The organism is Paenibacillus illinoisensis NBRC 15959 (assembly GCF_004000925.1).
GTDB classification, from domain to species: Bacteria; Bacillota; Bacilli; order Paenibacillales; family Paenibacillaceae; genus Paenibacillus; species Paenibacillus illinoisensis.
Genome location: NZ_BIME01000003.1, coordinates 410,872 through 435,574, shown reverse-complemented (window position 1 = coordinate 435,574; position 24,703 = coordinate 410,872). Strand labels below are relative to the sequence as shown.

25 protein-coding genes are annotated in these 24,703 nt (G+C 48.3%); 17 read left to right on the top strand and 8 right to left on the bottom strand.

The annotated features are described in order from the left end of the window. Positions 1 to 10 precede the first annotated feature (10 nt). The gene (locus PIL01S_RS10590) at positions 11 to 247 is read left to right on the top strand and encodes an MbtH family protein (RefSeq protein ID WP_127537504.1); all 237 of its coding nucleotides are present in this window, start codon (positions 11 to 13) and stop codon (positions 245 to 247) included. Positions 248 to 405: 158 nt separating this feature from the next. On the opposite strand, the gene PIL01S_RS10585 is transcribed toward PIL01S_RS10590, so the two are convergent. The 3 genes from PIL01S_RS10585 to PIL01S_RS10575 form a co-directional block, all read right to left on the bottom strand. Then, positions 406 to 720: a hypothetical protein gene (locus PIL01S_RS10585; RefSeq protein WP_095360236.1), complete on the bottom strand. Its 315-nt coding sequence runs from the start codon at positions 718 to 720 to the stop codon at positions 406 to 408. Between the two features lie 222 nt (positions 721 to 942). Further along, a complete protein-coding gene (locus PIL01S_RS10580) occupies positions 943 to 1,629 on the bottom strand; it encodes a 4'-phosphopantetheinyl transferase family protein (RefSeq protein ID WP_127537503.1) in 687 nt (228 codons plus the stop codon). An 85-nt stretch (positions 1,630 to 1,714) separates the two neighbouring features. Further along, positions 1,715 to 2,584, bottom strand: a complete 870-nt coding sequence (locus PIL01S_RS10575) for an arylamine N-acetyltransferase family protein (protein ID WP_127537502.1) — start codon at positions 2,582 to 2,584, stop codon at positions 1,715 to 1,717. Positions 2,585 to 2,819: 235 nt separating this feature from the next. On the opposite strand from PIL01S_RS10575, the gene greA reads away from it, so the two are divergent. From greA to rlmN, 3 genes are all read left to right on the top strand, one after another. After that, positions 2,820 to 3,299, top strand: coding sequence for a transcription elongation factor GreA (gene greA / locus PIL01S_RS10570; RefSeq protein ID WP_127537501.1), 480 nt, complete (start codon positions 2,820 to 2,822; stop codon positions 3,297 to 3,299). A gap of 297 nt (positions 3,300 to 3,596) precedes the next feature. Then, complete coding sequence (locus tag PIL01S_RS10565; RefSeq protein ID WP_127537500.1) at positions 3,597 to 4,952, top strand: sodium-dependent transporter; 1,356 nt, start codon at positions 3,597 to 3,599, stop codon at positions 4,950 to 4,952. 177 nt (positions 4,953 to 5,129) lie between these two features. Continuing rightward, positions 5,130 to 6,224, top strand: coding sequence for a dual-specificity RNA methyltransferase RlmN (gene rlmN, locus PIL01S_RS10560; RefSeq protein WP_127537499.1), 1,095 nt, complete (start codon positions 5,130 to 5,132; stop codon positions 6,222 to 6,224). A 99-nt stretch (positions 6,225 to 6,323) separates the two neighbouring features. On the opposite strand, the gene PIL01S_RS10555 is transcribed toward rlmN, so the two are convergent. Continuing rightward, entirely contained in the window at positions 6,324 to 6,764 is a 441-nt protein-coding gene (locus tag PIL01S_RS10555) for a GNAT family N-acetyltransferase (RefSeq protein WP_127537498.1), read from the bottom strand. A 176-nt stretch (positions 6,765 to 6,940) separates the two neighbouring features. Here PIL01S_RS10555 and PIL01S_RS10550 point away from each other — a divergent pair, with 176 nt between their 5' ends. The 6 genes from PIL01S_RS10550 (at position 6,941) to PIL01S_RS10530 (ending at position 11,928) form a co-directional block, all read left to right on the top strand. Then, positions 6,941 to 7,417 (top strand): MarR family winged helix-turn-helix transcriptional regulator, encoded by a 477-nt coding sequence (locus PIL01S_RS10550; RefSeq protein WP_127537497.1) that lies wholly within the window; start codon positions 6,941 to 6,943, stop codon positions 7,415 to 7,417. A 101-nt stretch (positions 7,418 to 7,518) separates the two neighbouring features. Next, on the top strand, positions 7,519 to 8,637 hold the full coding sequence (locus PIL01S_RS10545; RefSeq protein ID WP_127537496.1) for a glycosyl hydrolase family 8: 1,119 nt from the start codon (positions 7,519 to 7,521) through the stop codon (positions 8,635 to 8,637). 113 nt (positions 8,638 to 8,750) lie between these two features. After that, entirely contained in the window at positions 8,751 to 9,626 is an 876-nt protein-coding gene (locus PIL01S_RS10540) for a diguanylate cyclase domain-containing protein (RefSeq protein WP_127537495.1), read from the top strand. A gap of 22 nt (positions 9,627 to 9,648) precedes the next feature. Further along, complete coding sequence (locus PIL01S_RS29470) at positions 9,649 to 9,792, top strand: hypothetical protein (RefSeq protein ID WP_164764216.1); 144 nt, start codon at positions 9,649 to 9,651, stop codon at positions 9,790 to 9,792. Then, positions 9,785 to 11,080: a glycosyltransferase family 2 protein gene (locus PIL01S_RS10535; RefSeq protein ID WP_127537494.1), complete on the top strand. Its 1,296-nt coding sequence runs from the start codon at positions 9,785 to 9,787 to the stop codon at positions 11,078 to 11,080. Before PIL01S_RS29470 ends, PIL01S_RS10535 begins: the two co-directional genes overlap by 8 nt. Positions 11,081 to 11,199: 119 nt before the next feature. Beyond that, positions 11,200 to 11,928, top strand: coding sequence for a class I SAM-dependent DNA methyltransferase (locus tag PIL01S_RS10530; RefSeq protein WP_246058163.1), 729 nt, complete (start codon positions 11,200 to 11,202; stop codon positions 11,926 to 11,928). A 112-nt stretch (positions 11,929 to 12,040) separates the two neighbouring features. Here PIL01S_RS10530 and PIL01S_RS10525 read toward each other — a convergent pair whose 3' ends face one another. Continuing rightward, on the bottom strand, positions 12,041 to 12,820 hold the full coding sequence (locus PIL01S_RS10525) for an ABC transporter ATP-binding protein (RefSeq protein WP_127537493.1): 780 nt from the start codon (positions 12,818 to 12,820) through the stop codon (positions 12,041 to 12,043). A 167-nt stretch (positions 12,821 to 12,987) separates the two neighbouring features. On the opposite strand from PIL01S_RS10525, the gene PIL01S_RS10520 reads away from it, so the two are divergent. From PIL01S_RS10520 to PIL01S_RS10510, 3 genes are all read left to right on the top strand, one after another. Then, positions 12,988 to 14,022: a pectinesterase family protein gene (locus tag PIL01S_RS10520; RefSeq protein WP_164764215.1), complete on the top strand. Its 1,035-nt coding sequence runs from the start codon at positions 12,988 to 12,990 to the stop codon at positions 14,020 to 14,022. 391 nt (positions 14,023 to 14,413) lie between these two features. After that, a complete protein-coding gene (locus PIL01S_RS10515) occupies positions 14,414 to 15,988 on the top strand; it encodes a chitinase (protein ID WP_127537491.1) in 1,575 nt (524 codons plus the stop codon). Continuing rightward, on the top strand, positions 15,988 to 18,090 hold the full coding sequence (locus PIL01S_RS10510) for a glycosyl hydrolase family 18 protein (protein ID WP_127537490.1): 2,103 nt from the start codon (positions 15,988 to 15,990) through the stop codon (positions 18,088 to 18,090). The genes PIL01S_RS10515 and PIL01S_RS10510 overlap by 1 nt, the downstream gene beginning before the upstream one ends. Before the next feature lie 152 nt (positions 18,091 to 18,242). Here the strand turns inward: PIL01S_RS10510 and PIL01S_RS10505 are convergent, their stop codons facing one another. Together PIL01S_RS10505 and PIL01S_RS10500 are read right to left on the bottom strand one after the other, a co-directional pair. After that, the gene (locus tag PIL01S_RS10505) at positions 18,243 to 19,088 is read right to left on the bottom strand and encodes an aldo/keto reductase (RefSeq protein WP_095290736.1); all 846 of its coding nucleotides are present in this window, start codon (positions 19,086 to 19,088) and stop codon (positions 18,243 to 18,245) included. A gap of 223 nt (positions 19,089 to 19,311) precedes the next feature. After that, positions 19,312 to 20,499, bottom strand: a complete 1,188-nt coding sequence (locus tag PIL01S_RS10500; protein ID WP_127537489.1) for an MFS transporter — start codon at positions 20,497 to 20,499, stop codon at positions 19,312 to 19,314. A 167-nt stretch (positions 20,500 to 20,666) separates the two neighbouring features. On the opposite strand from PIL01S_RS10500, the gene PIL01S_RS10495 reads away from it, so the two are divergent. The 3 genes from PIL01S_RS10495 to PIL01S_RS10485 all read left to right on the top strand — a co-directional run bounded on the left by PIL01S_RS10495 (position 20,667) and on the right by PIL01S_RS10485 (position 22,277). Beyond that, entirely contained in the window at positions 20,667 to 21,065 is a 399-nt protein-coding gene (locus tag PIL01S_RS10495) for a winged helix-turn-helix transcriptional regulator (RefSeq protein ID WP_095290738.1), read from the top strand. Continuing rightward, positions 21,062 to 21,739, top strand: a complete 678-nt coding sequence (locus tag PIL01S_RS10490) for a TIGR00266 family protein (RefSeq protein ID WP_127537488.1) — start codon at positions 21,062 to 21,064, stop codon at positions 21,737 to 21,739. Before PIL01S_RS10495 ends, PIL01S_RS10490 begins: the two co-directional genes overlap by 4 nt. A gap of 82 nt (positions 21,740 to 21,821) precedes the next feature. Then, the gene (locus PIL01S_RS10485; protein WP_127537487.1) at positions 21,822 to 22,277 is read left to right on the top strand and encodes a MarR family winged helix-turn-helix transcriptional regulator; all 456 of its coding nucleotides are present in this window, start codon (positions 21,822 to 21,824) and stop codon (positions 22,275 to 22,277) included. A 144-nt stretch (positions 22,278 to 22,421) separates the two neighbouring features. Here PIL01S_RS10485 and PIL01S_RS10480 read toward each other — a convergent pair whose 3' ends face one another. After that, entirely contained in the window at positions 22,422 to 23,396 is a 975-nt protein-coding gene (locus PIL01S_RS10480) for an aldo/keto reductase (RefSeq protein WP_127537486.1), read from the bottom strand. A 112-nt stretch (positions 23,397 to 23,508) separates the two neighbouring features. Between PIL01S_RS10480 and PIL01S_RS10475 the strand changes: the two genes are divergently transcribed. Further along, a complete protein-coding gene (locus PIL01S_RS10475; protein ID WP_307720987.1) occupies positions 23,509 to 24,555 on the top strand; it encodes an LCP family protein in 1,047 nt (348 codons plus the stop codon). The last annotated feature ends 148 nt before the right edge of the window (positions 24,556 to 24,703 follow it).

Here is a 24,703-nt window from a genome sequence, read left to right as displayed (position 1 = left end):
GGATAAGCCGATGAGCAACCCTTTTGAACAGGAAGACAGCAATTATCTGGTATTAATGAATGAGGAAGGGCAGTATTCGCTCTGGCCTGCATCCATTCCAGTCCCTGCAGGCTGGACCCAGATGCTGGGCAAGGCCAAACGCCGGGTGTGTCTTGATTATATTGCGGAGCAGTGGACGGACCTGAAGCCACTAAGCCTCTGTGATGAAACGGGGATGCCGGGTGTGGTCCAAGAGGCTGGCGGATGAGACTCCGGCTGCATCCCAAGGCCATTGTCAGTATAAATAAATATCAAAAATCCCTGGCTTATTTGCCAGGGATTTTGGTGTTTCTACATACTTACTATTTACTATCTACAAGTTGAATCTAGAAAAACGGTATTGCTAAGCTTCTTTTAAAGGATAGATTAGGCTGCTGGGGCAACAATTTGAGTTCTCTCAAGAACGGCTTGAGATTCAGCATTTGCAGGGCGGTAGCCTTTTTCGAGCAATTCTTTGATATAAATTTTGTTGTAGACGAACGAGAATACGATTCCGCTAACCCAAGCCCCGATACCAAAAGTGAAGGCTCCGATAGCTGCAGCGATTAAAAACATAATAACAGCCCATTTCAAATCACCACGGAACAGAGCAGGGAGAAACCCGAAAAAGAATGTTGTCCAGCTGAAACCAACTTTGACGTTTTTGGTTACACCGGCACTGTTTTGCAAAAAGATATGCATTTGTCCACTTCCTTCTAAAATAATGAATCGGAGAGATAATCGGGGATCGACAAAAGTATGTAAGGTATAATCTAGTTATAAAAGCCTGATCTGTTTTTCCTATTTCTCGTCCAAGTGGTTCTATAGTACCATTAATTGGACAAGATGTAATCATTTTTTTTGAAAATTTATGTGTTTAAAGGTGAAAATAAAAAAAGAAGGAAGGAATGAAAATTCCCTCCTTCACAGTATGAATGAATATAATTCCTCAATCGTAATCACATCAGGCTGGGTTGGCAGTTCCATTGCCGCGGAACTGGTCGCTGCCAGCATATGTCCCTCATCCAGACGCTGGCTGAGGAATTGATACGTCGGTGCTTCGGGACAATACCAGTGACCGCCCATGTCACGCAGCATGGAAAAGGAGTCTAGCGGCATGGATAACCCCATACCGATGGCCTTGATATAACTTTCTTTCAGCGTCCACAGCCGATAAAAGGTTTCCAGCTGCTGATCCGCGGGCTCTGCTGCCAGATTTTTGCTCTCCAACGGAGAGAAGAAACGTTCGGCAATCGCCATATCAATGGGGGATATTTTCTCTACATCCACACCGAGTGGAGCGTGACCTCCTGAAATGACGGCAACCCAATCACCGGAATGGGATACATTGAAGGGCAGGTCAGGATGGCTGATAAGTGAAGGCTTACCGTATGTATTGCGGATAAAGGCAAGATCGCCCGGTCTCGCACCAGTCCACTTGCTGAGTGTCACACGAGCCAGCGTCTCCCCAAGCACCGAACGATAGGCGTCGGCCTGATGGACAAAACGTGACGCTTGCTGCCGCCGCTCAGCCGAGACGAGCGCGAGGAGCGAATGCCAAACTTCATTGGGAATTTCTGCTGGAATGCGCAGAACTTGAATGTTTATCATGATTTATCACCTGACAAGATATTCGGCATGTTCAGCGAGATTCCCTTTATATTCCTTTGTACTCCCGTTGAGTTTTCGCCTTCTCTTACACCTGTTGTGTTCTCTTCCACTCCTCATGTCCAGCTCGAATGCGTTCCCACATCTCCACGCGCTCCAGTTCACTGTAGCGTACCAACGGTTCATAAAAGACTCCTTCCAACACCTCTCTCCAGGCTGTATAGCTCTCTATTTCGGTTTTATGAATGCCTTCTGCGGTATGGGTTCGCAGCATGCATCCACGCAGCTCGTTGCTGGCCACAGCATTCCGCTGGCGAAGCAGGAAAACATTATGCCATGGCGATTCGGCTGATTGACTGTAGAAATGATGGTTGGTGATAAACTCATCCAGGGTATGGATTACCTCTGGAGCATAGTCTACGCCCTCACTGGGTCCATGAGGTTCGTATTCAAGTCGCCATCCCTCAGAAGCAACGCTGGATGAGGTTAAGTTGTAGGTGAAAGGAGCCTCTCCATAAACCTCATAACGAAGTGGCAGAGGCTCGAAGGGCATGCCACCCAGGCCAACATCGACGATCCAGCGTTCGGTCTCAGGTCCAGCTTCAGGTAGGAGTACGGACAGGCCAAGATGGAACGAATTCACACGCGGCTGCTCTCCATGGGGCTGCACTCCCGCGCGATGCCACTGTACTTCATAGCCGAGAGAACGAAGCAGGATGCTAAATGCGCCATTGAGATGGAAGCAGTACCCGCTGCGTCCTTGCAGGACAAGTCGGACTGAATTGACAAGATCGATTGCCTCCGGGCGTCCTGTAAAGATATCTATCGTTTGCCATGAAAGGTATTGTACATGTGCACGATGAAGTTCTGACAAAAATTCCAATGTTGCCGGTTTAATATCATCAATGTGGATCCGTTTCAGATAGGACTTCAGTTCTGAATCTGTCAATGTGTTCAAGCGGGATCACCTCAAATCGGTTAGTCGGCCATTCTTAAAGGAAGCGAAAAGGCCATGATTTTATTGTAGAAGTGACAAGTGAAAATGGATACTCACGTTTACTCAGATTGTACCGGTACAATTGAGACAGCATCTATATAGTGGAGGATGAAATTCTTTTTTCGGGGGTATGTTAACCGTTTGGAGGGGATATAGGTTAGAATATAGATAGAAAGCAGGATTAGGAGATGGAAAAATGGCTAATGATGAAGTAATTTTGACACAGGAAGGCTTGGAAAAGCTGGAGGACGAACTGAGGGAATTGAAGACGGTGAAGCGTAAAGAGTTGGCCGAGCGTCTGAAGCTTGCGATCAGTTACGGTGACCTGAAGGAAAATAGTGAGTATCATTCAGCCAAAGATGATCAGGCATTTATGGAAACCCGCATTTTGATTCTGGAGAAGATGCTGACCAAGGCAAGAGTGATTAGTTCGGATAATATCGACTCCAACAAGGTGAGCATTGGCTCAATCGTGCTGCTGAATGATATTGAATTTGCAGAAAAGATTGAATATCAACTGGTTGGTCCAGCCGAAGCCGATGTGGCAAATAACAAAATTTCCTACGAAAGCCCACTCGGCAAGGAGATTGTGGGCAAAGAAGTAGGCAGCGTCATTCATGTCAATGCACCGATGGGTGTTATCAAATATGAGTTGCTTGAGATCAGATCGAACTAACAACTGATCAAATAAGGATTACGTTGCTGCCATGTGAATGGCGGGCGCAATCCTTTTTTTGTGCCCAAAAACAGTCATTTAAAAGGTTATCGGAAGTCTTCATGATGTGTAATATAATGCAAGGGGTTGGAGTGTCTGAATTTATCCCATACTGATATGTAGGGGAATATTTAATAAAAATAACCTTTCTCTCGAATGTAAATAAATAACATTTCGATAAATTTCGATTTTCGAATGACCTGACACGAGGAGTGTTATATAATTACGGGAAAACTTTAAAGTGATGGAGTAGATACGATGAATTTTAGTAAGTCAAACCTGGAGCAAGACAATACTGGCAAAGGTGAGCGCTTCTCACGCGCCGGGTTTATCCTAGCCGCCATCGGTAGTTCGGTTGGTCTGGGCAACATGTGGAAATTCCCTTATATTACGGGGGAAAATGGGGGAGCTGCGTTTTTCCTGCTCTTTATCGTCTGTCTATTGCTTATTGGTCTGCCCGTTCTGCTTGCAGAGCTTGCCATCGGACGCAGTGGCAGAGGCAGCGCCGCTACGGCATTTATCAAGGCTGGTGGACATAAGGGCTGGCTTGCGGCAGGATTACTGCAAGTACTGACACCGTTTATCATCCTTTCCTTCTACGTTATTATTGCAGGCTGGACGCTGCAGTACGCTGTGACCTCTTTTAGCGGTACATTGTTTGATAATCCGGATTATGCCGGGCAGTTTGGTTCCTTTGTAGGCGGATATCTGCCGATCATGTGGCAGCTGATTTCAGTCCTGATTACAGGCTGGATTGTAGCCAAAGGGGTATCCAACGGAATTGAGAAATTCAACAAGGTGCTGATTCCAGCCATGCTGGTTCTGCTCATTATCCTGATGATTCGGGCAGTGACTCTGCCTGGAGCGGGTGCGGGAGTTTCCTTTTTCCTGAATCCCGATTTCTCGCAGCTTACGACTGAGTCAGCGCTGGTTGCGCTTGGACATGCCTTTTTCTCCCTGTCGCTCGGAATGGGTATCCTGGTGACTTATGGTTCCTATGTTGATAAAAATCAATCGCTGGGTGCGGCAACTGTCGCTGTCGGCGCGGGTGACCTGATCTATGCATTTATTGCTGGTCTGATCATCTTCCCAACGACATTTTCGTTTGGTATTGCACCGGACCAAGGGCCTTCGCTTATTTTCGTAGCTCTTCCAGCTGCGTTCTCGGCTATGCCGCTCGGGTTCTTGTTTGGTGGACTATTCTTCATCCTGCTGGCAATCGCAGCACTGACATCGGCCGTATCCTTGCTTGAGGTTCCGGTGAAATACTTCATGGAACGGTTGTCCTGGAGCAGAAGCCGTGCCGTATGGGTGATCTCGCTGGCTGTTTTCATCGTCGGCTTGCCTTCTGTATTGTCACTGGGCTTGCTGCCTGAATGGACCATTGGTTCGAAGAGTGTGTTCGACTGGATGGACTTTGTGGCGTCCAACATTCTGCTGCCTATCGGCGGATTGCTTGTGACGATCTTTGCGGGTTACTTCTGGAAAAAGGCTGCAGAGGCTTCAGGCCTGAATGCAGGCTGGTTCCGGATTTGGTTGTTCATGCTGCGTTATGTGGCACCCATTCTCGTCGTTCTCGTGCTGCTGCACACATCCGGTATCATTCACTTCTAATCGTGAAGACCGGGTAAGGGGAAACGATGTGCATTGTGCAGATTTGCCATAGCTAAAACCTCTTGGAAGAAATGCAAAAGCCCTTGTGTTCCCTCGATAATTTTGGGACAATACAGAGTAGAGGTTTTTTGGTAGGACCGATAAGCCATATGCTTTTTGCGAAAAGAGGACTATACAATGAACAAATCATCCATTTATGGATTAACATTAGAGCAACTTCGTTCCTGGTTACCGGAGCATGGGCAGAAGAAATCCCGTGCTTCCCGGATCTGGGAATGGTTATATCAAGAGCGCGCACATGATTTTTCCGAGATGAACGATGTGCGTCAGGAATGTCTGGATGTTCTCTCTGAACACTTCACGATGAACTCGATGAGCGAACACGTGAAGCAGGAGTCGGCAGACGGTACGGTGAAGTTTCTGCTGCGAATGCAGGACGGCAACCTGATTGAGACGGTATTGATGCGTCAAAAATACGGTCTTACCGTCTGTGTAACGACCCAAGTGGGCTGTAATATTGGCTGCAGCTTCTGCGCAAGCGGATTGATTAAGAAAAGCCGTGACCTGTCCGCAGGAGAGATTGTGGAGCAGATCATGCATGTACAGCGGCACCTGGATGTAGCGGGTCAAGGCGAGCGGGTAACCAACGTTGTCGTGATGGGGATTGGTGAACCGTTTGATAATTTCGAGAACATGAGTAATTTCATCGAAGTGATCAAGGATCGTAAGGGGCTGGCCCTTGCTGCCAAACGTATCACTGTATCCACAAGTGGTTTGCCTGACAAGATTAAGGAATTTGCAGACAGCAGTTTGCAGGTTAATCTGGCAATCTCCTTGCATGCGCCGAATAACGAACTGCGAACACACATCATGAAGATTAACCGGGCCTTCCCGATTGAACAGCTGATGGATGCAGTGGATTATTATTTGGCTACCACGAACAAACGCATCATGTTTGAATATATTTTGCTTCGGGATGTTAACGATCAACGGGAGCATGCAGCCGAGCTGGCTGAACTGTTGTCCAGCCGTAAGAGCATGGTTAGCGTCAATCTGATTCCATACAATCCGGTTGATGAGCATAGTCAGTATCAGCGGAGTACGGAAGAATCGATTCTGGGCTTCTATGACACACTTAAGAAAAATAACATCAACTCCACGGTACGTATGGAACACGGTACCGACATTGATGCTGCCTGCGGTCAACTGCGCAGTAAACAGATGAAAAACAATGCCGCTGAATCACAGCCAGATCGCCTGGCTATGGGGTAACTCCCCTTGAGATGATTGGTGCGGCATCGTTATAGTGCACGTAGGCAAAACGCCTCCGTATCTCACTGAAAAAGTGAGTACAGAGGCGTTTTTTAATATCTATTTGAGCTGTTTGGTCATTAACAGATGGGGAATGCCATCCTCCATAAACACATCGGAGGCTGCGGCATATCCAAGACGTTCATAGAACCCGGAAGCTTGAACCTGGGCATGCAGCTTGGCCTTCTTCAGCCCTTGATCCAGAGCCATTTGCTCGAGTTTATCGATCAGCACACGGCCGAGGCCATGTTTGCGATAATCCATCATCACACAGATCCGTTCCAGCTTGGCGACATTCTCCACAATGCGCAATCTGGAGGAAGCGGCGGGTACGCCGTCCACGTAGAGGAGAATATGACGGGCTTCAGTGCCGAGCGCATCATAGGCGTCGAATTCATCTTCGGCAGGAACCCCTTGCTCTTCCACAAAGATAGCGGTACGAATGCCGAAGCAGGCATCGAGCAGTTCCTGATTATCAACTTCTACAATAGTGGTATTCATGAATGTTTCTCCTTTGGCCGATAGTAATGTCATTCTGGCATGGTAAACTGGTACAAAAGCAAATAAGATCCTCAAAAGAAGCAAAATTTCATCGTTCACTTTTAAGATGAGTTAATTTTAGTTATATCACTAATTATGTTGCGAATGCAACAAAATGATAAGAGGGTGTGCGTACAATGATTGAGAAAAAAGAAGTGCTGCGCGAGATCGGCATGATCGCACGTTGTTTGGATTCCATCAGCAATGTTGAATTTCAACATTTGAACCTCTCTCGTGGACAGTATTTGTATCTGTATCGCATATGCGAGAACCCTGGCATCATTCCTAACCAGCTGGCTGAGATGATCAAGGTGGACCGAACCACGGCAGCCAGAGCGATCAGCAAGTTGGAGGCGGACGGGTTTATCGTCAAGAAGTCGGCATTGGGTAATAAAAAGAACAAGCAGTTATATCCAACAGAGGCCGGACTGGATGCCTGGGCTTTTATTCAAAAAGAGGGAGTGCATTCTGACCAGGTTACGCTGGAGGGACTGACAGAGGAAGAGATTGAGCTGGCGGTCAACCTTCTGCGGCGGATGCGTCATAATATCGAAGTCGATTGGAAGTTTGTCAAAAAGGGCGGCCGCCGGGCCTACATGAACGAGTCCGAATGAGCAGAGCCCCTATCCTTGATTCCTGCATCCCAGACCATAGCCGAGCTTATTTCAAGGAAAAGAATCAACATTCCACAGGATTAATCGCACAGGAGGCAATCATGAAGAGCATCAAGCGTAGAAGACTGACGTGGCTGGTGGCACTATCCGTTATTGCAGTCAGTATTATTGCCTTGTCATTTCTGTACATGAAGGAGAGGTTTGTGATGAACGAGGTGTCCCCGACGGTGGCATTTGTTCAGAACCATATGACCAATCCGAACAGCACGCTGGCTTCCTATTTGCAGGATGCTGCTTCAGAGCAGGCAGACATTGTTGCCGGCAGGGAGGCATTGTCGGAATCACTGGGTTTGTGGATGCAATATGCGGTGGCCAAGAACGATCAGTCATTGTTTGAACAGAGCTATGATCTGCTGACGACTTACTTTCTGATGCCTCAAAAGTATATTGCCTGGAAACTGGACAAGGAAGGCAAGTCCCACGTAACGACGAATGCACTTGGTGATGATTTTCGAATTATAGACGCCTTATTGAAGGCTGCGGATAAATGGCAGCAGGGCAGAGATGCGAAGTTGACCACGGCTGCCGAGATCTCCCGTACCTTGAGCCAATCTGTACAGAATGAAGGATATTTTGTTGATTTTCATGACTTTGCAGGAGGGTATTCCCCGGATACGTTGAGCTTGGTATATGTGGACTTGCCGGCACTCGAGCAGATGGAAAAACACGAGATGCTGCAGCCTGGGACATACGCCAAGTATGAGAATTTGCTTCAAAATATGCCCGATGACGGAGTGTTCTATCCCAAAACATTCAACGTTGTAACCCAGGAGTTTACATATGATGACAAGGTAAACCTGATTGATCAGCTCATCGTAGCGAACCATCTAGCCCAGACCAGCCGGAAACCGGATAAGCTGATTTCTTTTTTGAAAAAGGAATTCCAAGACCGTCATCAGCTGCCCGGACAGTATGTTCGTACCAATCGTACACCTGCGGTAAACTATGAATCGCCTTCCGTATATGGACTCGCCATCTTGCTTGCCGTGCGCACCGGTGATCCAAAATGGGCCAAACAGCTGTATAACCATATGATCACGATGCGTGGTCAGGATGGGGCTTATCCGGGAGGATATGTGTTTGATGGGAACACCCATATGTTTGATAATCTGTTCCCTTTACTTGGAGAGACTGAATTACAGAAGTTCCTTAAAAAGTAATAGATTTGTATTCTTATTTGGGTATAGATATGGTAGGATACCATTGTCTAATGATGTCATATATTGGCGGATTACTAGAGGACATAACTTAAACCATCGGAGAGAAGGAAACTATGAGAAACAAAGCACCTATCCAGCGTATCGCATGGGGATATGCCAGTCTGATTGGATTAGCTGTTATTCAGCAGCTCGTCATTTATCTCAAAATCTACATGAATCAGAGCTTTACCACGCTTGATGTCATGCTTAGCATTGTGTCGCTTGGCGCGCTGGTCCTTGGTTTTGTGATACCTGTCGGAGTGTCTGTTGTTGCCGGGTTTGTATACCTGGTTTCTTATTTTGTATGGCTTGTGACCTACGCGAACGTGGATGTACTGACGTTCTCATGGTGGCTGTTAATTCCGGCCAATGTGGCGGTTGCCGCCTTCATTAAAGCCAGTCTGGTTCGAAGCGCACGTGTGATGGAGCGGCTGCAGGAACTGCAGGATCGCAATCCGGAGCTGGATCTGGATACCACCCTCGGCAATAAGGAGGCCCTTGCAGATACGGTTATCAAGCAGAGTAACCTGGCAAGAAGATACTCGGAGCAGTATGGATTCAGCATGGCCATGTTCAAGATTGAGTTTCTGCCGCTGGTTCTTGAATCACTCGGATCCGTCCGGTATGCACAGTTTCTGCTTGAGCTGTCGAACACCATTCAGAAGCAAATTCGGTTCGAAGATTATAAATTTTTTGTAGACCGGGGACGGTTCGTCATTATCTGTCCGATGACCAATGTGGAATATTTGCCTGTGCTCACAGCACGGATCAAGAAGGCCATGATGGATCTGCAATTTATCGATAAAAAGGGAAACGAGCTGCAGACGGTTATTCGCTCCGGTGCACTAGTTTTCCAGAAGGAACAGTTCAGTAAGTACGAGGATATCGATGCTGTAATTGCTGCACTAGAACGGAATACAGAGACAGATCTCATTGGAGAATACATCTAGATGCAGGAGGAGGCATAGTCCGGTGAATTATTTAACATGGTTTGTTCCGCTCTGCATTATCGTCAGCAGCTTCTTCATGATTACCATACTTATTTTAACCGTTGCAACGCTGCGTTTTCGAGGGAAAATCAACAGGAAATATGATCGGAGGAAGTTGAATGGCTGATTTCCTGCTGCTGATGTCCATTCTTAGTATCTGGATATCGGTCACTGAATCTATTGTCATTATGGCCGGGGCTATTCGATTCATTAATAAACAAGAGAAAAAGGGAATTCAAATCCCGGAGAGCATGGATGACTATCCAACGGTAACGGTTATGGTGCCTGCACATAATGAAGGCGTAGTTATCGTTTCCACGGTTGAGCATATTCTGCGTCTGAACTATCCCGAACATAAAGTTCAGGTCATCGTCATCGCAGATAATTGCACGGATGATACAGCTGAACGGCTTAAGGAGCTCAAGGCAAAGAGTAGCTATGCAGACCGGGATTTCACGATTCTGGAGCGGAAAGGCACTGGAGGGAAATCCGGTGCACTGAATGATGGTCTCGAACTTGCCTGGGGTGAATGGATCTGCATTTATGATGCAGATGCGGCGCCTGAACGAAATGCATTAATGTTTCTGACACAGAAAGCGCTGGAGAACCCAGAGAAGCATGGTGCTGTATTTGGACGTAATAAGGCTCGTAACCGGGGGCAGAATTTTCTCTCCCGCTGCATTAATCTGGAGCTTGTAACCGTTCAGCGCGTTCACCACACCGGGCTATGGGAGTTATTCAAGCTCGGGACGATTCCAGGCACCAACTATATCATTAAGGCCAATCTGATACGTGAAATTGGCGGATGGGATCCCGATGCCATTACTGAAGATACGGCTGTGTCGTTTGATATCCTTACCCGTGGTCAGCTTATTGCATTGGCGCCGCAAGCGGAAGCCTATCAGCAGGAGCCGGAGCAGCTGAAAGTGTATATGAAACAGCGCCAGCGCTGGTCCAAGGGAAACTATCAGGTCGTTATTGATAATATTAAGCATCTGTTCGACCGTACAAGCTGGAGAATTAAACTCCATGTCCTGTACTATGCTGCGAGTTATTTCTGGTTTATGATCGCCATTATTGTTTCGGATATTATCTTTGTTTCTAACCTTGTATACCAAGTTATCGCACTGTTTAATCCCAACGTTATTTCTCCATTTCAATTCTCCGGGGACGTATACGTGTATCTGGTTATCGCTTGGGCACTTATGTATTACATTTATGTACTGCAAATTAATCTGGCACTCTCCGCGGATATTGGACAGAGCAATACCCAAAACTTCATTGTGGCTTGCCTTTCCTACTTCACATATGCCCAGTTGTTTCTGGTTATCTCTGTTAAGGCATTTGTCTCTCTCATTGGGGACAAGCTGTTCCGCAGAGAAACCAAATGGTATAAAACGCAGCGATTCGGCTGAGTCCATTCATACTATGATAAGGACTGTTTCTGACCTGTTCAGAGGCAGTCCTTTTGTTATGGAAGATCACTCGTACAATAGGTATAATCTTTCGGAGAATGGAAACGGAGGGCTGCGCAGTGAGCGAACATGGATCCGATTTTTATGACAATAACGCCAACTTTGAAAAGTATATGGAACGACGCCAGTGGCAGGAGAATGCCAATGATACGCTGGAGAAACCCGTCATGCTGGAGCTGATGGGAGACGTTACAGGTATGAGCATCTTGGATCTGGGCTGTGGCGATGCGAGATTCGGGACAGAATTACTCAGTTCTGAGCATCTCGCTTCGGAATACACGGGGATTGAGGGATCGGACAATATGTTCCGTACAGCCGTAGAAACGGTTAAGGGCCAAAATGCACAGATTGAACAGGCATTTATGGAAGACTGGACGTACCCGCCGAATCAGTATGATCTGGTTATATCCAGACTGGCTATTCATTATGTAGAGGATGCGGACCTATTATTTCACAATGTACATAACACGTTGAAGGAGAAGGGGAGATTCATTTTTTCGGTGGAACACCCGGTGATTACATCCACACTGCAGCCATCCGGGATGCGAACCAACTGGATTGTCGATCAGTATTTTGTGGAGGGATATCGCGAGCAGCAATGGCTGGGAGGTTCAGTGAAAAAGATGCATCGCTCCATTGAATCGTACTATATGGCCTTGCAGAAGGCGGGCTTTCAGGTAGAGCATCTGCGAGAGTCCAACCCTCAGCGCCAATATTTCGTGAATGAGGAAACCTATCTGCGCAGACAGCGAATTCCGCTGTTTTTGTTCCTCTCTGCAAGCAAATAACACACAGCATGCTGTGGATAGGTGGAATAACCTAAAGCAGCCAAGAAACCTATCCACATGTGGATAAGTTTCTTGGCTTTTTAAGTACTCAGGCTGTGTGCAGAGGAGCTGTTTATTTATCGGCAGCCCTCACATAGACACGATCCCCATGTTGTTCCACATCTACAGGCGCTTCAAAAAAGTTACTCAACACTTCGGTGTTCATCACCTCAGAGGTTAACCCACTGCTTACAACCTCACCTCGCCGAAGTAGGAGACTGTGACTGAACACGGGCAGAATCTCTTCGGTATGGTGGGTTACGTAAATTAGAGAAGGTGAGTCTGGTCTTTGTGATAATTCACTGATACTCTCCAGCAGCCGCTCACGGGAGAACAGATCAAGCCCATTGCAGGGCTCGTCCAAAATAAGAATACGCGGATTCGCCATCAGGGCTCTGGCAATAAGAAGCTTCTGCTTCTCGCCCTGGGAACAGGTTCGATATTCGCGATCCCACAAGTGCTGACAGCCAAGAGTGGTCATCAGTTCCCGGGCCTGATCCAGATCCTCATCGGATAACTTATCATATAAACCGATCGTGGCATGCTTGCCGCTAATGACGACATACTGAGTACGATCCGTCCCATGTAATTTCTCCTGGAGGGAAGAACTGACCCAACCGATGGTTTTACGCAGTTCACGCAGGTCGACCTCTCCATACGGATGTCCAAGCACCGAAATCGAGCCTTCGGTAGGCCAGAGGTAACCGGTGATCATGTTAAGCAGCGTGGTCTTGCCGGAGCCGTTGAGGCCAAGCAGTGCCCAGTGTTCTCCATCATTAACCCGCCAGCTGACATCGTTCAGCAGGGTGATCGGTCCCCTTTTCCAAGTCACGTGTTGTACATCAATAATCATGTCATATTCCTTCCTTCTGTTTTCCGCTTGTATATCCTATTAGTATTGTAGTCACAGATATTTTGATATTGTCAAGCCACGTGGACTCTGCTAAGATGGGACAAATTTGTTGTAAACGCATTCAATGTGAAGTGTACGGACCTTGAAAAATAAGGAGGCCGATGGTCATGAAAGTGCCGATATCCAAGGATAAGAACAATCGCTTATATACGGTTTCACTCGATGGGAGCGGTGATTTCCCCACTATCCAGGCTGCAATCGACGCCATACCGGAACCTTGTACCGAGATATTCATTATTCGTATTAGACAAGGTGTCTATGTTGAGAAGCTGCACATCGAGAAACCAGGGGTTCATCTGATCGGTGAGGGAGCAGACCAGACCCTTATTACTTATGATGATTATGCCCTCAAGACGTTCCCTAACGGGGAGCCCTATCATACATTTCATTCGTATTCAGCCTTCGTTGGCGCGGATGATTTCACTGCAGAGGGGCTTTCCTTTGTAAATTCGGCCGGTCCCGGCAAGGATGTTGGGCAGGCTCTTGCTGTGTACGTGGATGGGGACCGGGCCGTTTTTCGCAAATGTCGTTTCATCGGACATCAGGATACGATCTTCACCGGGCCGCTTCCGGACCAGCCGATCGACAGAAGTTCTTTCGGTGGTCCGCGTGACGGGGCAGAGAGGCGGAAGCTCCGGCAGTACTATGAGGATTGTTATATCGAGGGCGATATCGATTTTATTTTCGGCTCGGCTACAGCCGTATTCAAGGGTTGTGAGATTTTTGCGAAGAAACGCTCGTTTGATGACACTACTGCCTTTGCAGAGGAAGTTCATGGCTGGATCACTGCGGCTTCTACACCAGAAGATGTCCGGTACGGTTATGTGTTCATCGACTGTTCCCTGACCAGCGATGCACCTCCGCAATCGGTATACCTCGGCAGGCCGTGGAGAAATCACGCCAAAGTATGTTTCCTGCATTGCTGGATGGGTGCTCATGTGAAGCAGGAGGGCTGGCATAACTGGAACAAACCTGATGCAGAGGCCAGCGTGGTGTTCGCCGAATATAACAGTAAGGGTCCGGGAGCAGGGAGCTGGGCGGGGCGAGTGCCGTGGGCAACCATTCTGAATGAGCAGCAGGCAGAGGAATATTCATTATCTCGGGTGCTATTCGGAGAGGATGAATGGCAACCTTTTGGCTGAAGCTTAACAATCCCTAGTGCCTCAGGGGGCAACGTTTTACTGCCTGTTTGCAGGAGCTTATGCAAGGCTGTCTTTCAAGTCCGTTAGGGGCTTGGCAGACAGTCTTTTTTTGCAGCATATTCAATTTTCGCCCTCCAAAAGAATAATTTATCCCTTATCTCATTTGCAGTTTACTGATTAAATACAGATGAGGATCTGTAAATTCCCTGTAAAATCTGGATGTCATAAATCTTAAACGTAAATGGAGGGCAGATCCGATGTCGAAGAGAGAGGGGGAAGCTGCAAACGTAAATATGGATCACGATTAAATTCCTACAGTCGCAGATCACATGCCAGTGCACGGAGAAGCTTTTGCAAGGTGAAAACAAGCTGAGTACAGGAGGGATTTTGCTTGAATCAAGCTGTTCGAGTCCGCCCGGTTATCATAGTCGCTTTGGCATTTCTTCTGATCATTTCGTGGTTTGCACCAAGAGCAGACGCCGCTGCCCAGTGGCAGGCCGGCACCGCATATAAGAAAGGAGACCTCGTAACATATCAAAACAAGAATTATGAATGCATTCAGTCCCATACGGCTTTGAACGGCTGGGAGCCTCCTCTAGTTCCTGCACTGTGGACTTATGTTGGGGATGGTCCCGGGGAGGGAGGAGAGACACCTGTTCCGGATACAACCCCACCCTCCATTCCTGCAGGCTTAGCCTCATCCTCGATTACGGGGACCTCAGTCCAGCTTACCTGGAACGCATCCACGGATAATGTGGGGGTGAGCGGATACGACGTGTACCAAAATGGGGCTCTTGTGACGAGTACCTCAGCTGTAACAACGACAATAAGTGGGCTAACCAGCGGCACGGCTTATGTTTTTACAGTAAAAGCAAAAGATGCTGCAGGCAATGTGTCTGCTGCAAGCAATCCCCTGAGTGTAACAACTTCCACTGGAACTCCGAATCCGGGGCCAATCGGTAACAAATGGCTGATCGGCTACTGGCACAACTTCGACAATGGCTCTACCAATATCAGACTTCGCAACGTATCCACCGCCTACGACATCATTAATGTCTCCTTTGCCGAACCGGTTTCGCACGGCAGCGGCACGCTCGCTTTTACTCCATATAACGCAACGACAGCCGAATTCAAATCGGATATTGCCTATCTTCAGAGTCAGGGAAAAAAAGTACTGCTGTCCATGGGAGGAGCCAATGGAACGATTGAGCTTACCGATGCAGGCAAGAGGCAGCAGTTCGAGGAGTCACTGAAATCCATTATTTCAACTTACGGTTTCAATGGTCTTGATATCGACCTAGAAGGAAGCTCCCTCTCCCTGAATGCAGGGGATACCGATTTTCGTAATCCGACGACACCCAAGATCGTTAATCTCATCCAGGGTGTAAAGGCGGTCAAGTCACACTTTGGCAGTGAGTTTATACTTACAGCAGCACCGGAGACGGCCTATGTCCAAGGTGGTTATCTGTCCTATGGCGGTCCCTGGGGGGCATATCTGCCGGTAATTCATGCCTTGCGTAACGACCTGACGTTGCTCCACGTGCAGCACTACAATAGTGGCTCCATGGTCGGGCTGGACGGACGCTCCTACGCTCAAGGGACAGCAGATTTCCACGTAGCCATGGCCGAGATGCTGCTTCAGGGCTTTCAAGTAGGTGGAAGCTCGGGTTCATTCTTCAGTCCATTGCGTCCGGATCAGATTGCGATCGGTGTACCGGCATCCCAGCAGGCAGCCGGTGGGGGCTATACAACACCTGCCGAGCTGCAGAAGGCATTGAATTACTTGATCAAGGGTGTATCCTACGGTGGTTCTTATACCTTGCGCCAACCCGCGGGATATCCGGGCCTTAAGGGCATTATGACCTGGTCCATTAACTGGGATGCATATACGAACCATCAATTTTCAAACGCACATCGTTCGTATTTGAACGGGCTCATGCAAACGACGAAGGAGGTTGTGTACTAATGTCATATAAAGCCAAACACATGGATTTCAAAAAAGTCGGTAAGGTTCTTCTCGGTCTGGTCCTGCTCTTATCTGTCATCATCCCTTCCTTCACACTTCAATCTCGAACGGCCGAAGCAGCAGATGCCTATAAAATTGTCGGTTACTATCCTGCCTGGGCGGCATACGGACGAAACTACAATGTAACGGATATTGATCCCACCAAGGTGACGCATATCAACTATGCCTTTGCCGATATTTGCTGGAACGGCATTCATGGAAATCCAGATCCTTCTGGTCCCAATCCGGTGACTTGGAGCTGCCAGAATGAGAAGAGCCAGACAATCAACGTACCGAATGGAACGATTGTTCTTGGAGACCCCTGGATCGACACAGGCAAACAATTTGCAGGGGACACCTGGGATCAGCCCTATGCAGGGAATATCAATCAGCTTAACAAGCTGAAGCAGATCAATCCGAATCTGAAAACGATCATCTCCGTTGGAGGATGGACGTGGTCCAACCGTTTCTCTGATGTAGCCGCAACATCAGCTACCCGTGAGGTCTTTGCAAACTCTGCCGTCGATTTCCTGCGGAAATACAACTTTGACGGGGTGGATCTCGACTGGGAATACCCGGTATCAGGCGGGCTGGACGGTAACAGCAAACGTCCTGAAGATAAGCAAAATTATACCCTGCTCCTGAGCAAAATCCGCGAGAAGCTGGATGCTGCGGAAGCCGTTGACGGCAAAGAGTACCTGCTTACGATTGCAAGCGGAGCATCTCCAACCTATGCTGCCAATACGGAGCTTGCGAACATCGCTTCCATTGTTGACTGGATTAACATCATGACCTACGATTTTAACGGAGCCTGGCAGAAAATCAGTGCACACAATGCACCGCTGAATGCGGATCCTGCCGCTGCAAGTGCAGGAGTACCGGATAGCAATACATTTAATGTGGCTGCCGGAGCACAAGGGCATCTGAATGCAGGAGTACCGGCTGCCAAGCTGGTGCTGGGTGTTCCATTTTACGGTCGAGGCTGGGATGGATGCGCACAGGCGAGTAACGGCCAGTATCAAACATGTTCGGGTGGTTCTTCTATTGGAACTTGGGAGGCAGGTTCCTTTGACTTTTATGATCTGGAAGCGAACTACATTAATAAAAATGGATACACACGCTATTGGAACGATACAGCCAAAGTACCGTTTCTGTATAACGCCTCCAACAAGCGCTTCATCAGCTATGACGATGCAGAGTCCATCGGACACAAAACCGCATATATCAAGAGCAAAGGGCTTGGCGGAGCGATGTTCTGGGAGCTCAGTGGGGACCGCAACAAGACACTCCAAAACAAGTTGAAATCGGATCTGTCGACCGGGGGCACAACGCCTCCTGCGGATACGACGTCACCGAGTGTGCCGGGCAATGCCCGTTCGACAGGAGTAACGGCAAGCTCGGTAACCTTGGCCTGGAATGCTTCGACGGATAACGTTGGCGTTACCGGTTATAACGTCTACAATGGCACTAGCCTTGTGACTTCCGTTACCGGAACAACCGCAACAATTAGCGGGCTTGCACCAGGTACTTCCTATACCTTCACGGTAAAAGCAAAGGATGCCGCAGGCAATCTATCCGCAGCTAGTAATAGCGTTACAGTAAGCACTACTGTTCAGCCGGGGGGAGATACCCAAGCACCAACCGTGCCGACGAACCTCACATCAACTGCAAAAACCTCATCCACGATCACCCTTAGCTGGGCAGCCTCCACGGACAACGTTGGTGTATCCGGATATGAGGTATACAACGGAACCGCTTTGGTGACAACCGTTAGTGGAACATCGGCGACTGTTACAGGCCTGGCGGCAGACACCTCTTATACGTTCACAGTAAAAGCGAAGGATGCGGCAGGCAACCTGTCTGCTGCGAGCAGTGCCTTGACTGTGAAAACCGATGTGGGTACGACGAATCCCGGCGTTTCCGCTTGGCAGGCTAACACGGCTTATGTCGTAGGGCAGCTGGTTACGTATAATGGCAAAACGTATAAATGTCTGCAATCCCATACCTCCTTAACGGGGTGGGAACCTTCCAATGTGGCTGCACTGTGGCAGCTTCAATCGTAACAACCTGTAAAAGAGGACACTCCTGATAAACTCGGGAGCGTCTTCTATGTAATAAGCCTTCCATCATACCCGAAGGATTCCATACCGCAACACACAAAAGCCCCCATACCCCGCATATAGCGAGGGAATGGAGGCTTTTTGCTTCATTTAAATTAGAAATCAAAGTTGTCCGGGTCTGGTCCCACACGAACATCTTCGTTGAGGGCGCTGATCCGATCCATCTCATCGTTGGACAATTCAAAGTCGAAGATGGAAGAGTTCTCAATGATCCGATTTTCCTTAGTGGACTTCGGAATGGTGATAACACCGTTTTGCAGATCCCAGCGCAGGATGACTTGTGCAACGGATTTGCCTTTGGCAGAAGCAATCTCGGTAAGCACCGGGTTGTCCAGCAGCTGACCTTGCATCAGCGGGGACCAGGCTTCAAGCTGAATACCATGTTTCTCGCAGAAGGCTTTCAGTTCAACCTGAGTAAGGCGAGGATGATACTCGACTTGGTTAACCATCGGTTTCACTTTGGCATCCTGCATCAGGTCTTCGAGGTGATGGATCTGGAAGTTGCTTACACCAATCGCTTTGATTCGGCCTGCAGCATAGAGCTCTTCCATCGCTTTCCATGCACCTTTGTATTTGCCTGCTTTTGGCCAGTGAATCAGGTACAGATCCAGATATTCCAGACCGAGCTTGTTCAAAGTTGTATCGAAGGCTGCAAGAGTCTCTTCATATCCAAGGTCTGCAGTCCAGGCTTTGGATGTAACAAACAGTTCTTCGCGCTTCAGGTTGTTTTCTTTCAACGCTTCGGCAATCGCCTGTCCAACACCGGATTCGTTACCATATATAGCGGCAGTATCAATGCTGCGGTAGCCATGCTGGATTGCTTTTTTGACCGCTTCGATCAATTCTGCGCCTTCTTCTACCTTGAATACTCCTAGTCCGAACCAAGGCATTTGAACGCCGTTATGCAAAGCTACTGTAGATTGTAAGTGTTGTGCTGTCATGTGATGTCCTCCTAAGTGTGTTCGTAATTCACAGAAAGTAACTCTCGAATCGTTCAATCCGATCCCCCAAAATTAAATGAGGGTAGATTAAATAGGGTCCAACGTACTATAATACTATACCATGCGAAACCGGTTCCTTTAAATAAGGGCTTCATGAGTCACTGAACGTGATCAGTCTGGGAATTCAATTTTTTCAGGTGCAGCCTGTTCTTATATCGAATGCTTATGCGGCTGATGATCTGCGTTCAAGTACTCTGGCCCATCCTGTAAGAAGAACGGCGGCAAGAACCATAATTGCACCAACCCAAGTCGTATGCACGAGCCCAATGGAGTCGGTAATGACCCCACCCAGGTAGGCGCCTATGGCAATACCCGCGTTAAAGGCAGCGATGTTGAAGGCAGAAGCCACATCCTTAGCCTGTGGCGCATAGCGTTCTGCAAGTGTGACGACATACATCTGAAGTCCGGGTACATTCATGAAGGCAAGCAGACCCATGCCGAGAATGGTGAGCAGTGCTGCCAGCTTGAATGGTACGGTAAAGTACAGTATGCCCAGAATGATGGTCTGAACGATAAACATATAAAATAATGCCTTCAACGGATTACGGTTGGCGGCTTTGCCCCCAATGATATTGCCGATCGCGATGGCGATTCCGTATAACAACAGAATGGCTGCCACGGTTTTCTCGGAATATCCGCTGATATCATGCAGAAGCGGAGACAGGTACGTGAAGACGACGAATGTACCTCCATACCCGACCGCTGTGATCGCAAACGCCAGCAGCAGCCTTCCTCCTGTTACAAGCTTCAATTGGTCACGGAATGCTGTGCGTGTTCCGCGCTGCAGGGTGGAAGGAACAAGTACCATATTACCAATAAGGGCAATGATGCCGACAATAACAATGAGAATAAAGGCAGCACGCCAGCCTAAATGTTGACCGATGAGCGTACCGAGAGGCACCCCGGTAACGGTAGCGATGGTCAGGCCCGAGAACATAATCGCAATGGCACTGGCCCGGCGGTTTGCTGGCACGAGGTCAGCCGCAATAGTGGAACCGATGGACATAAACACCCCATGTGACAGGGCTGAAATAATCCTGGCTATAAGCAGCATGGTGATGCCACTGGATAGCGCGGCCATCGTATTGCCTGCAATGAAAACAACCATGATGGCCATCAACAGTGTCTTGCGTGACACGGTTGAAGTTAATGAGGTCAGGATGGGCGCCCCGAAGGTTACACCGAGCGCATATAAAGTAACGGTCAGTCCCGCTGTAGTTACGGAAATGCCCAGGTCACCCGCAATGAGTGGCAGCAGTCCAACACTGATAAACTCAGTGGTGCCGATGGCAAACGCACTAATGGCTAGTGCGAGCAGGGCCCAGGTGCTGCGTTTTGAATCTTGTACCATGTTTCTTGTTCAACTCCCCGAATGTAGATTTACGTACCGGCAAATGCTATTATGAATTATTCGATATAAAATGAATAGTACGTACTTTTTAGTACCATACGTACTTTTTGGTGCCTATATAAATAAGCTCGGCAAGTTCATCAGATGATTAGGGGAGGAAGCATATAATGAACAGAAAAAAATACAATATCTCGGTCGAGGCAACGCTGGAGGTGATCGGCGGTAAGTGGAAGTGTGTCATTCTCTGTCATCTCACACATGGCAAAAAACGCACCAGTGATCTTAAGCGTATTATGCCCGCCATTACCCAAAAGATGTTAACCCAGCAGCTTCGTGAGCTGGAGGATGACGGAATCGTGAACCGGATCGTCTATAATCAGGTCCCGCCCAAGGTAGAGTATGAGCTCAGTGAATATGGCTGGAGTCTGGAGCCGATTCTGAATGCACTATGCAATTGGGGAGAGCAGCACATCGTGAAGGAGTACGGAGACAAATCCGCAATGCTCGAGGATAATGGGCTGAACCATTTTGATTCGGATGAGAACAAGGAGCTGATCAAGCAATGAATTACGAGATTTTGCATGAGGGTGCTTTTGCCATGCTCAAGGTTCGTTTACAGCGCGGAGAGCGATTCAAGGCTGAGAGCGGCGCCATGGTATCCATGACGCCGACGGTTCAGCTAAAGGGATCTGCGGAGGGTGGCATGTTTGCCGGAATTGGAAGAATGATCAGCGGGGAGAAGTTCTTCTTTCAAGAGTTAACCGCTGCAGGAGGACCTGCAGAAATCTTGCTGTCACCTTCCACCATGGGCGGTGTGGAGGCTGTTGAACTGGATGGCTCCTATTCGCTGTATGTGCAGAAGGATGGCTTTTTGGCGGGGACGGAAGGCATCCAGGTAAATAGTAAAATGCAAAACCTGAAGAAGGGCCTCTTCTCGGGGGAGGGTTTCTTCATTATTGAGATCAGCGGAAGAGGCACGGTATTCCTGTCTTCTTATGGTGCAATTCACGCCATTCATCTGGCAGCGGGAGAAGAAGTCATTGTGGATAACGCGCATCTGGTTGCCTGGCCTCAATATATGGAGTATCATATCGAAAAAGCATCGCAGGGCTGGTTATCCAGTGTGACCAGTGGTGAAGGACTGGTATGCCGATTCAGAGGTGAGGGCACAGTCCTGATCCAGAGCCGCAATCCGCAGGGATTCGGACAATGGGTGAAGCAGATCATCCCTTCCCGCTGACGATCAGTCAGTCATCCGATTATCTCTACAATGCACGGCATACAACAAGTCCCAAGGCATCAGTGATGGAGGAATAAATGAGATGAGTTCACAGTATAAAAACGCACATGAAAGTCCAGGACACCTGCTGTGGCAGGTTACAACGATGTGGCAGAAGGAAGTGCGCAGGGTGCTTGATCCATTGGGATTAACCCTGCCGCAATTTGTACTTCTGCATGGCTGCTTATGGCTGAATGAGAGAGATACGGAAGGGAAGGGCGTAACGCAGGTTCAGCTTGCGCATTTTGCCAACGTGGATGTGAATGTGACCTCTCAGGTTCTTCGAGCGCTTGAAAAGCGGGGATTGATCCATCGCAGTCGCCATCAGACCGATACCCGTGCGAACATTATTACTACAACGCCCGAAGGCACGGAACTGGCCAATCGGGGAATCCAGCTAGTTGAAGAGGCTGACAGACAATTCTTTGACCTGGTAAGCGATCATAAGGAAGAGTATATGGAGATTATGCGGGAGCTTATCAAACATAAATCGGAATAGTCGCTCTATGGCATCCCACCATTTATTGAACTCATAGATGATATACCCATCGAAGCAAGGTAAGATGAGTTGGCACCTGGCCTTCTACATACAGACAATGAAAACCTCCCCGAGAGTGAGCCGGGGAGGTTTTTTTGTAAACTTCTATTCCAGTCGATATGCCGCGAACGGCTCGCCATGACGGAACGAGTCACTAAGTTGATCCAGCTCCGTGATCATGTCTGGCGTAAGCTCCAGGCTTAAACTAGCCAGGTTATGCTCCAGCTGCTCGGTACGCGTGGCCCCAACGATAACCGTTGAAACAGCTGGCCGAGCCAGCAACCAGGCAAGTGATAGAACACTTGGAGAGCAGCCGTATTCTAATGCTTTCTCACTTATCTGCTCTCCTAATCTGACATTGTGTTCCAATAGGAACCGGTTGAAGGATGGATCCGTATCCGCTCGGGAGCCCGAAGGAATACCTGCTTGTCCATTATATTTGCCAGTCAGAATGCCGCCCGCAAGTGGGAAATAGGGAATGATTCCGACACCTTGATCAAGACACATTGGGACAAGTTCCAGCTCTGGGGTGCGGTCTGCCAGGGAGTAGCTGGTTTGAGTGGAAATATAGCGCACATGACCTTTCAGTTCGCTGATGCCAAGAGCTTTCATGAGTTCCCAGGCTGCATAGTTGGAGGCCCCGATATAGCGAACTTTACCGGAGGACACCATATCGTCCAGCGTTCGCAAGGTTTCCTCCAGCGGAGTGTGCGGATCAAACGTGTGGATCTGATACAGATCCACGTAGTCCGTCTGCAGACGCCGGAGGCTCTGTTCCAGTTCTTGCTGCAAATGATAGCGGGAGGAACCCCGCCCATGCGGACCATCATGCCGGGGAAGTCCGGCCTTGGTTGCAAGCACAGCGTTTTCCCTCCGCCCCTGCAGGGCCTGTCCAATAATCCGTTCCGATTCGGTTCCGGCGTAGATGTTGGCGGTATCGATAAAGTTGATTCCCTGATCCAGTGCTGCATGAATAATACGGGTCGAAGCCGCGTCATCTGCACGTTTACCAAAAGCATTCGTGCCGAGTCCAAGTGCAGATACACGCAAGCCGCTGTTGCCCAAACGTCGATATTCCATTCATCATCGCTCCTTCTGTGTCAGTTCTTGTATAGCAGATTATAACGCAATCTATTGAAAACGTGTTATTAATATAGTTAAATGATTCTAAGAACCCGTTATTAAAGGAGATATGATGGAAAACAGTGCTGCACATTTAACCCGCCGGAAGCCGAAGAAACCGAAGAAGAGATGGAAGAAACCTCTAATCATTACCCTAAGCGTGCTGATCGTGCTGGGAGGACTCGGATATGTCTACCAAAAACAACTTGTACTGCTGGCATTTAACCTATTTGCCTCCGGTACGGTGAAGGAAGCGCTTGATGATTCCTTCAAACCGGTTGGAGATCAGAACGCAGAAGTCCCTGTGGTACAACACACTGACCCTTTCTCGCTACTGCTGCTGGGGATTGATCAACGGGATAATGAACCAAGCCGTTCGGATACAATCATCTATTCCGTCGTGCGTCCGGAAGACAATAAAGTGCTGCTGCTGTCCATTCCGCGAGACTCCTATACCGAGATTGTCGGTCGGGATGTGAAATCGAAGATTAATTCAGCCTATGCCCATGGCGAAGCCAAGATGGCTATGGATACGGTGGAGAATCTGCTGGGGAACAAGGTGGACTTCTATGCCGCGATTAATTTTAACGGACTCAAGGATATTGTCGATGCGGTTGGCGGCGTTGAGCTGCCGATCAAGAAAAATATCGAGAACAAACTCAAGAGTCATGAGAAGCTGTTTGTGGAAGCAAACAAACCCATCTATAGCGGCGAAGAAGCGCTTGGCTATGTCAGATACCGGGAAGACTCCGATTTTAACCGGACGATGCGTCACCGGATTTTCCTGAGCGCGTTCATGAATCGTGCATTGGAGGTCAAAAATCTGACCAAGATCCCGGACGTCATCAAGATTGCCGGATCGAATTTTACAACCAACATGAGCTCGGATTTCATCGTGAACTTTGCCGAGTCCTTATATATGAAAGACAGCGCGCCAACAATCAGCAACTATATGCTGAAAGGTGAAGGCTCAACCCGCAGTGGAACTTGGTATTATGATCTATCGGAGGATGATCTGCAGCATGTACGGACCATGCTAAGCAATTGGCTGGACCCGGATGCCACCGAAATCATCGAACCCGAATCCGCAGATGGGGAAGAGAAAGATGCCGCATAAAGCGTTTATCATGTAGAATTATTTTAAATGGTGTAACCCCGAGAAGCGTGCTTGCTTCCCGGGGTTTTTGCTGTGCATTTATTGCACCAATCTCAATCTATAAGATCATTTCATGGCATATATATAGTAAAATATAGGTAAACACATC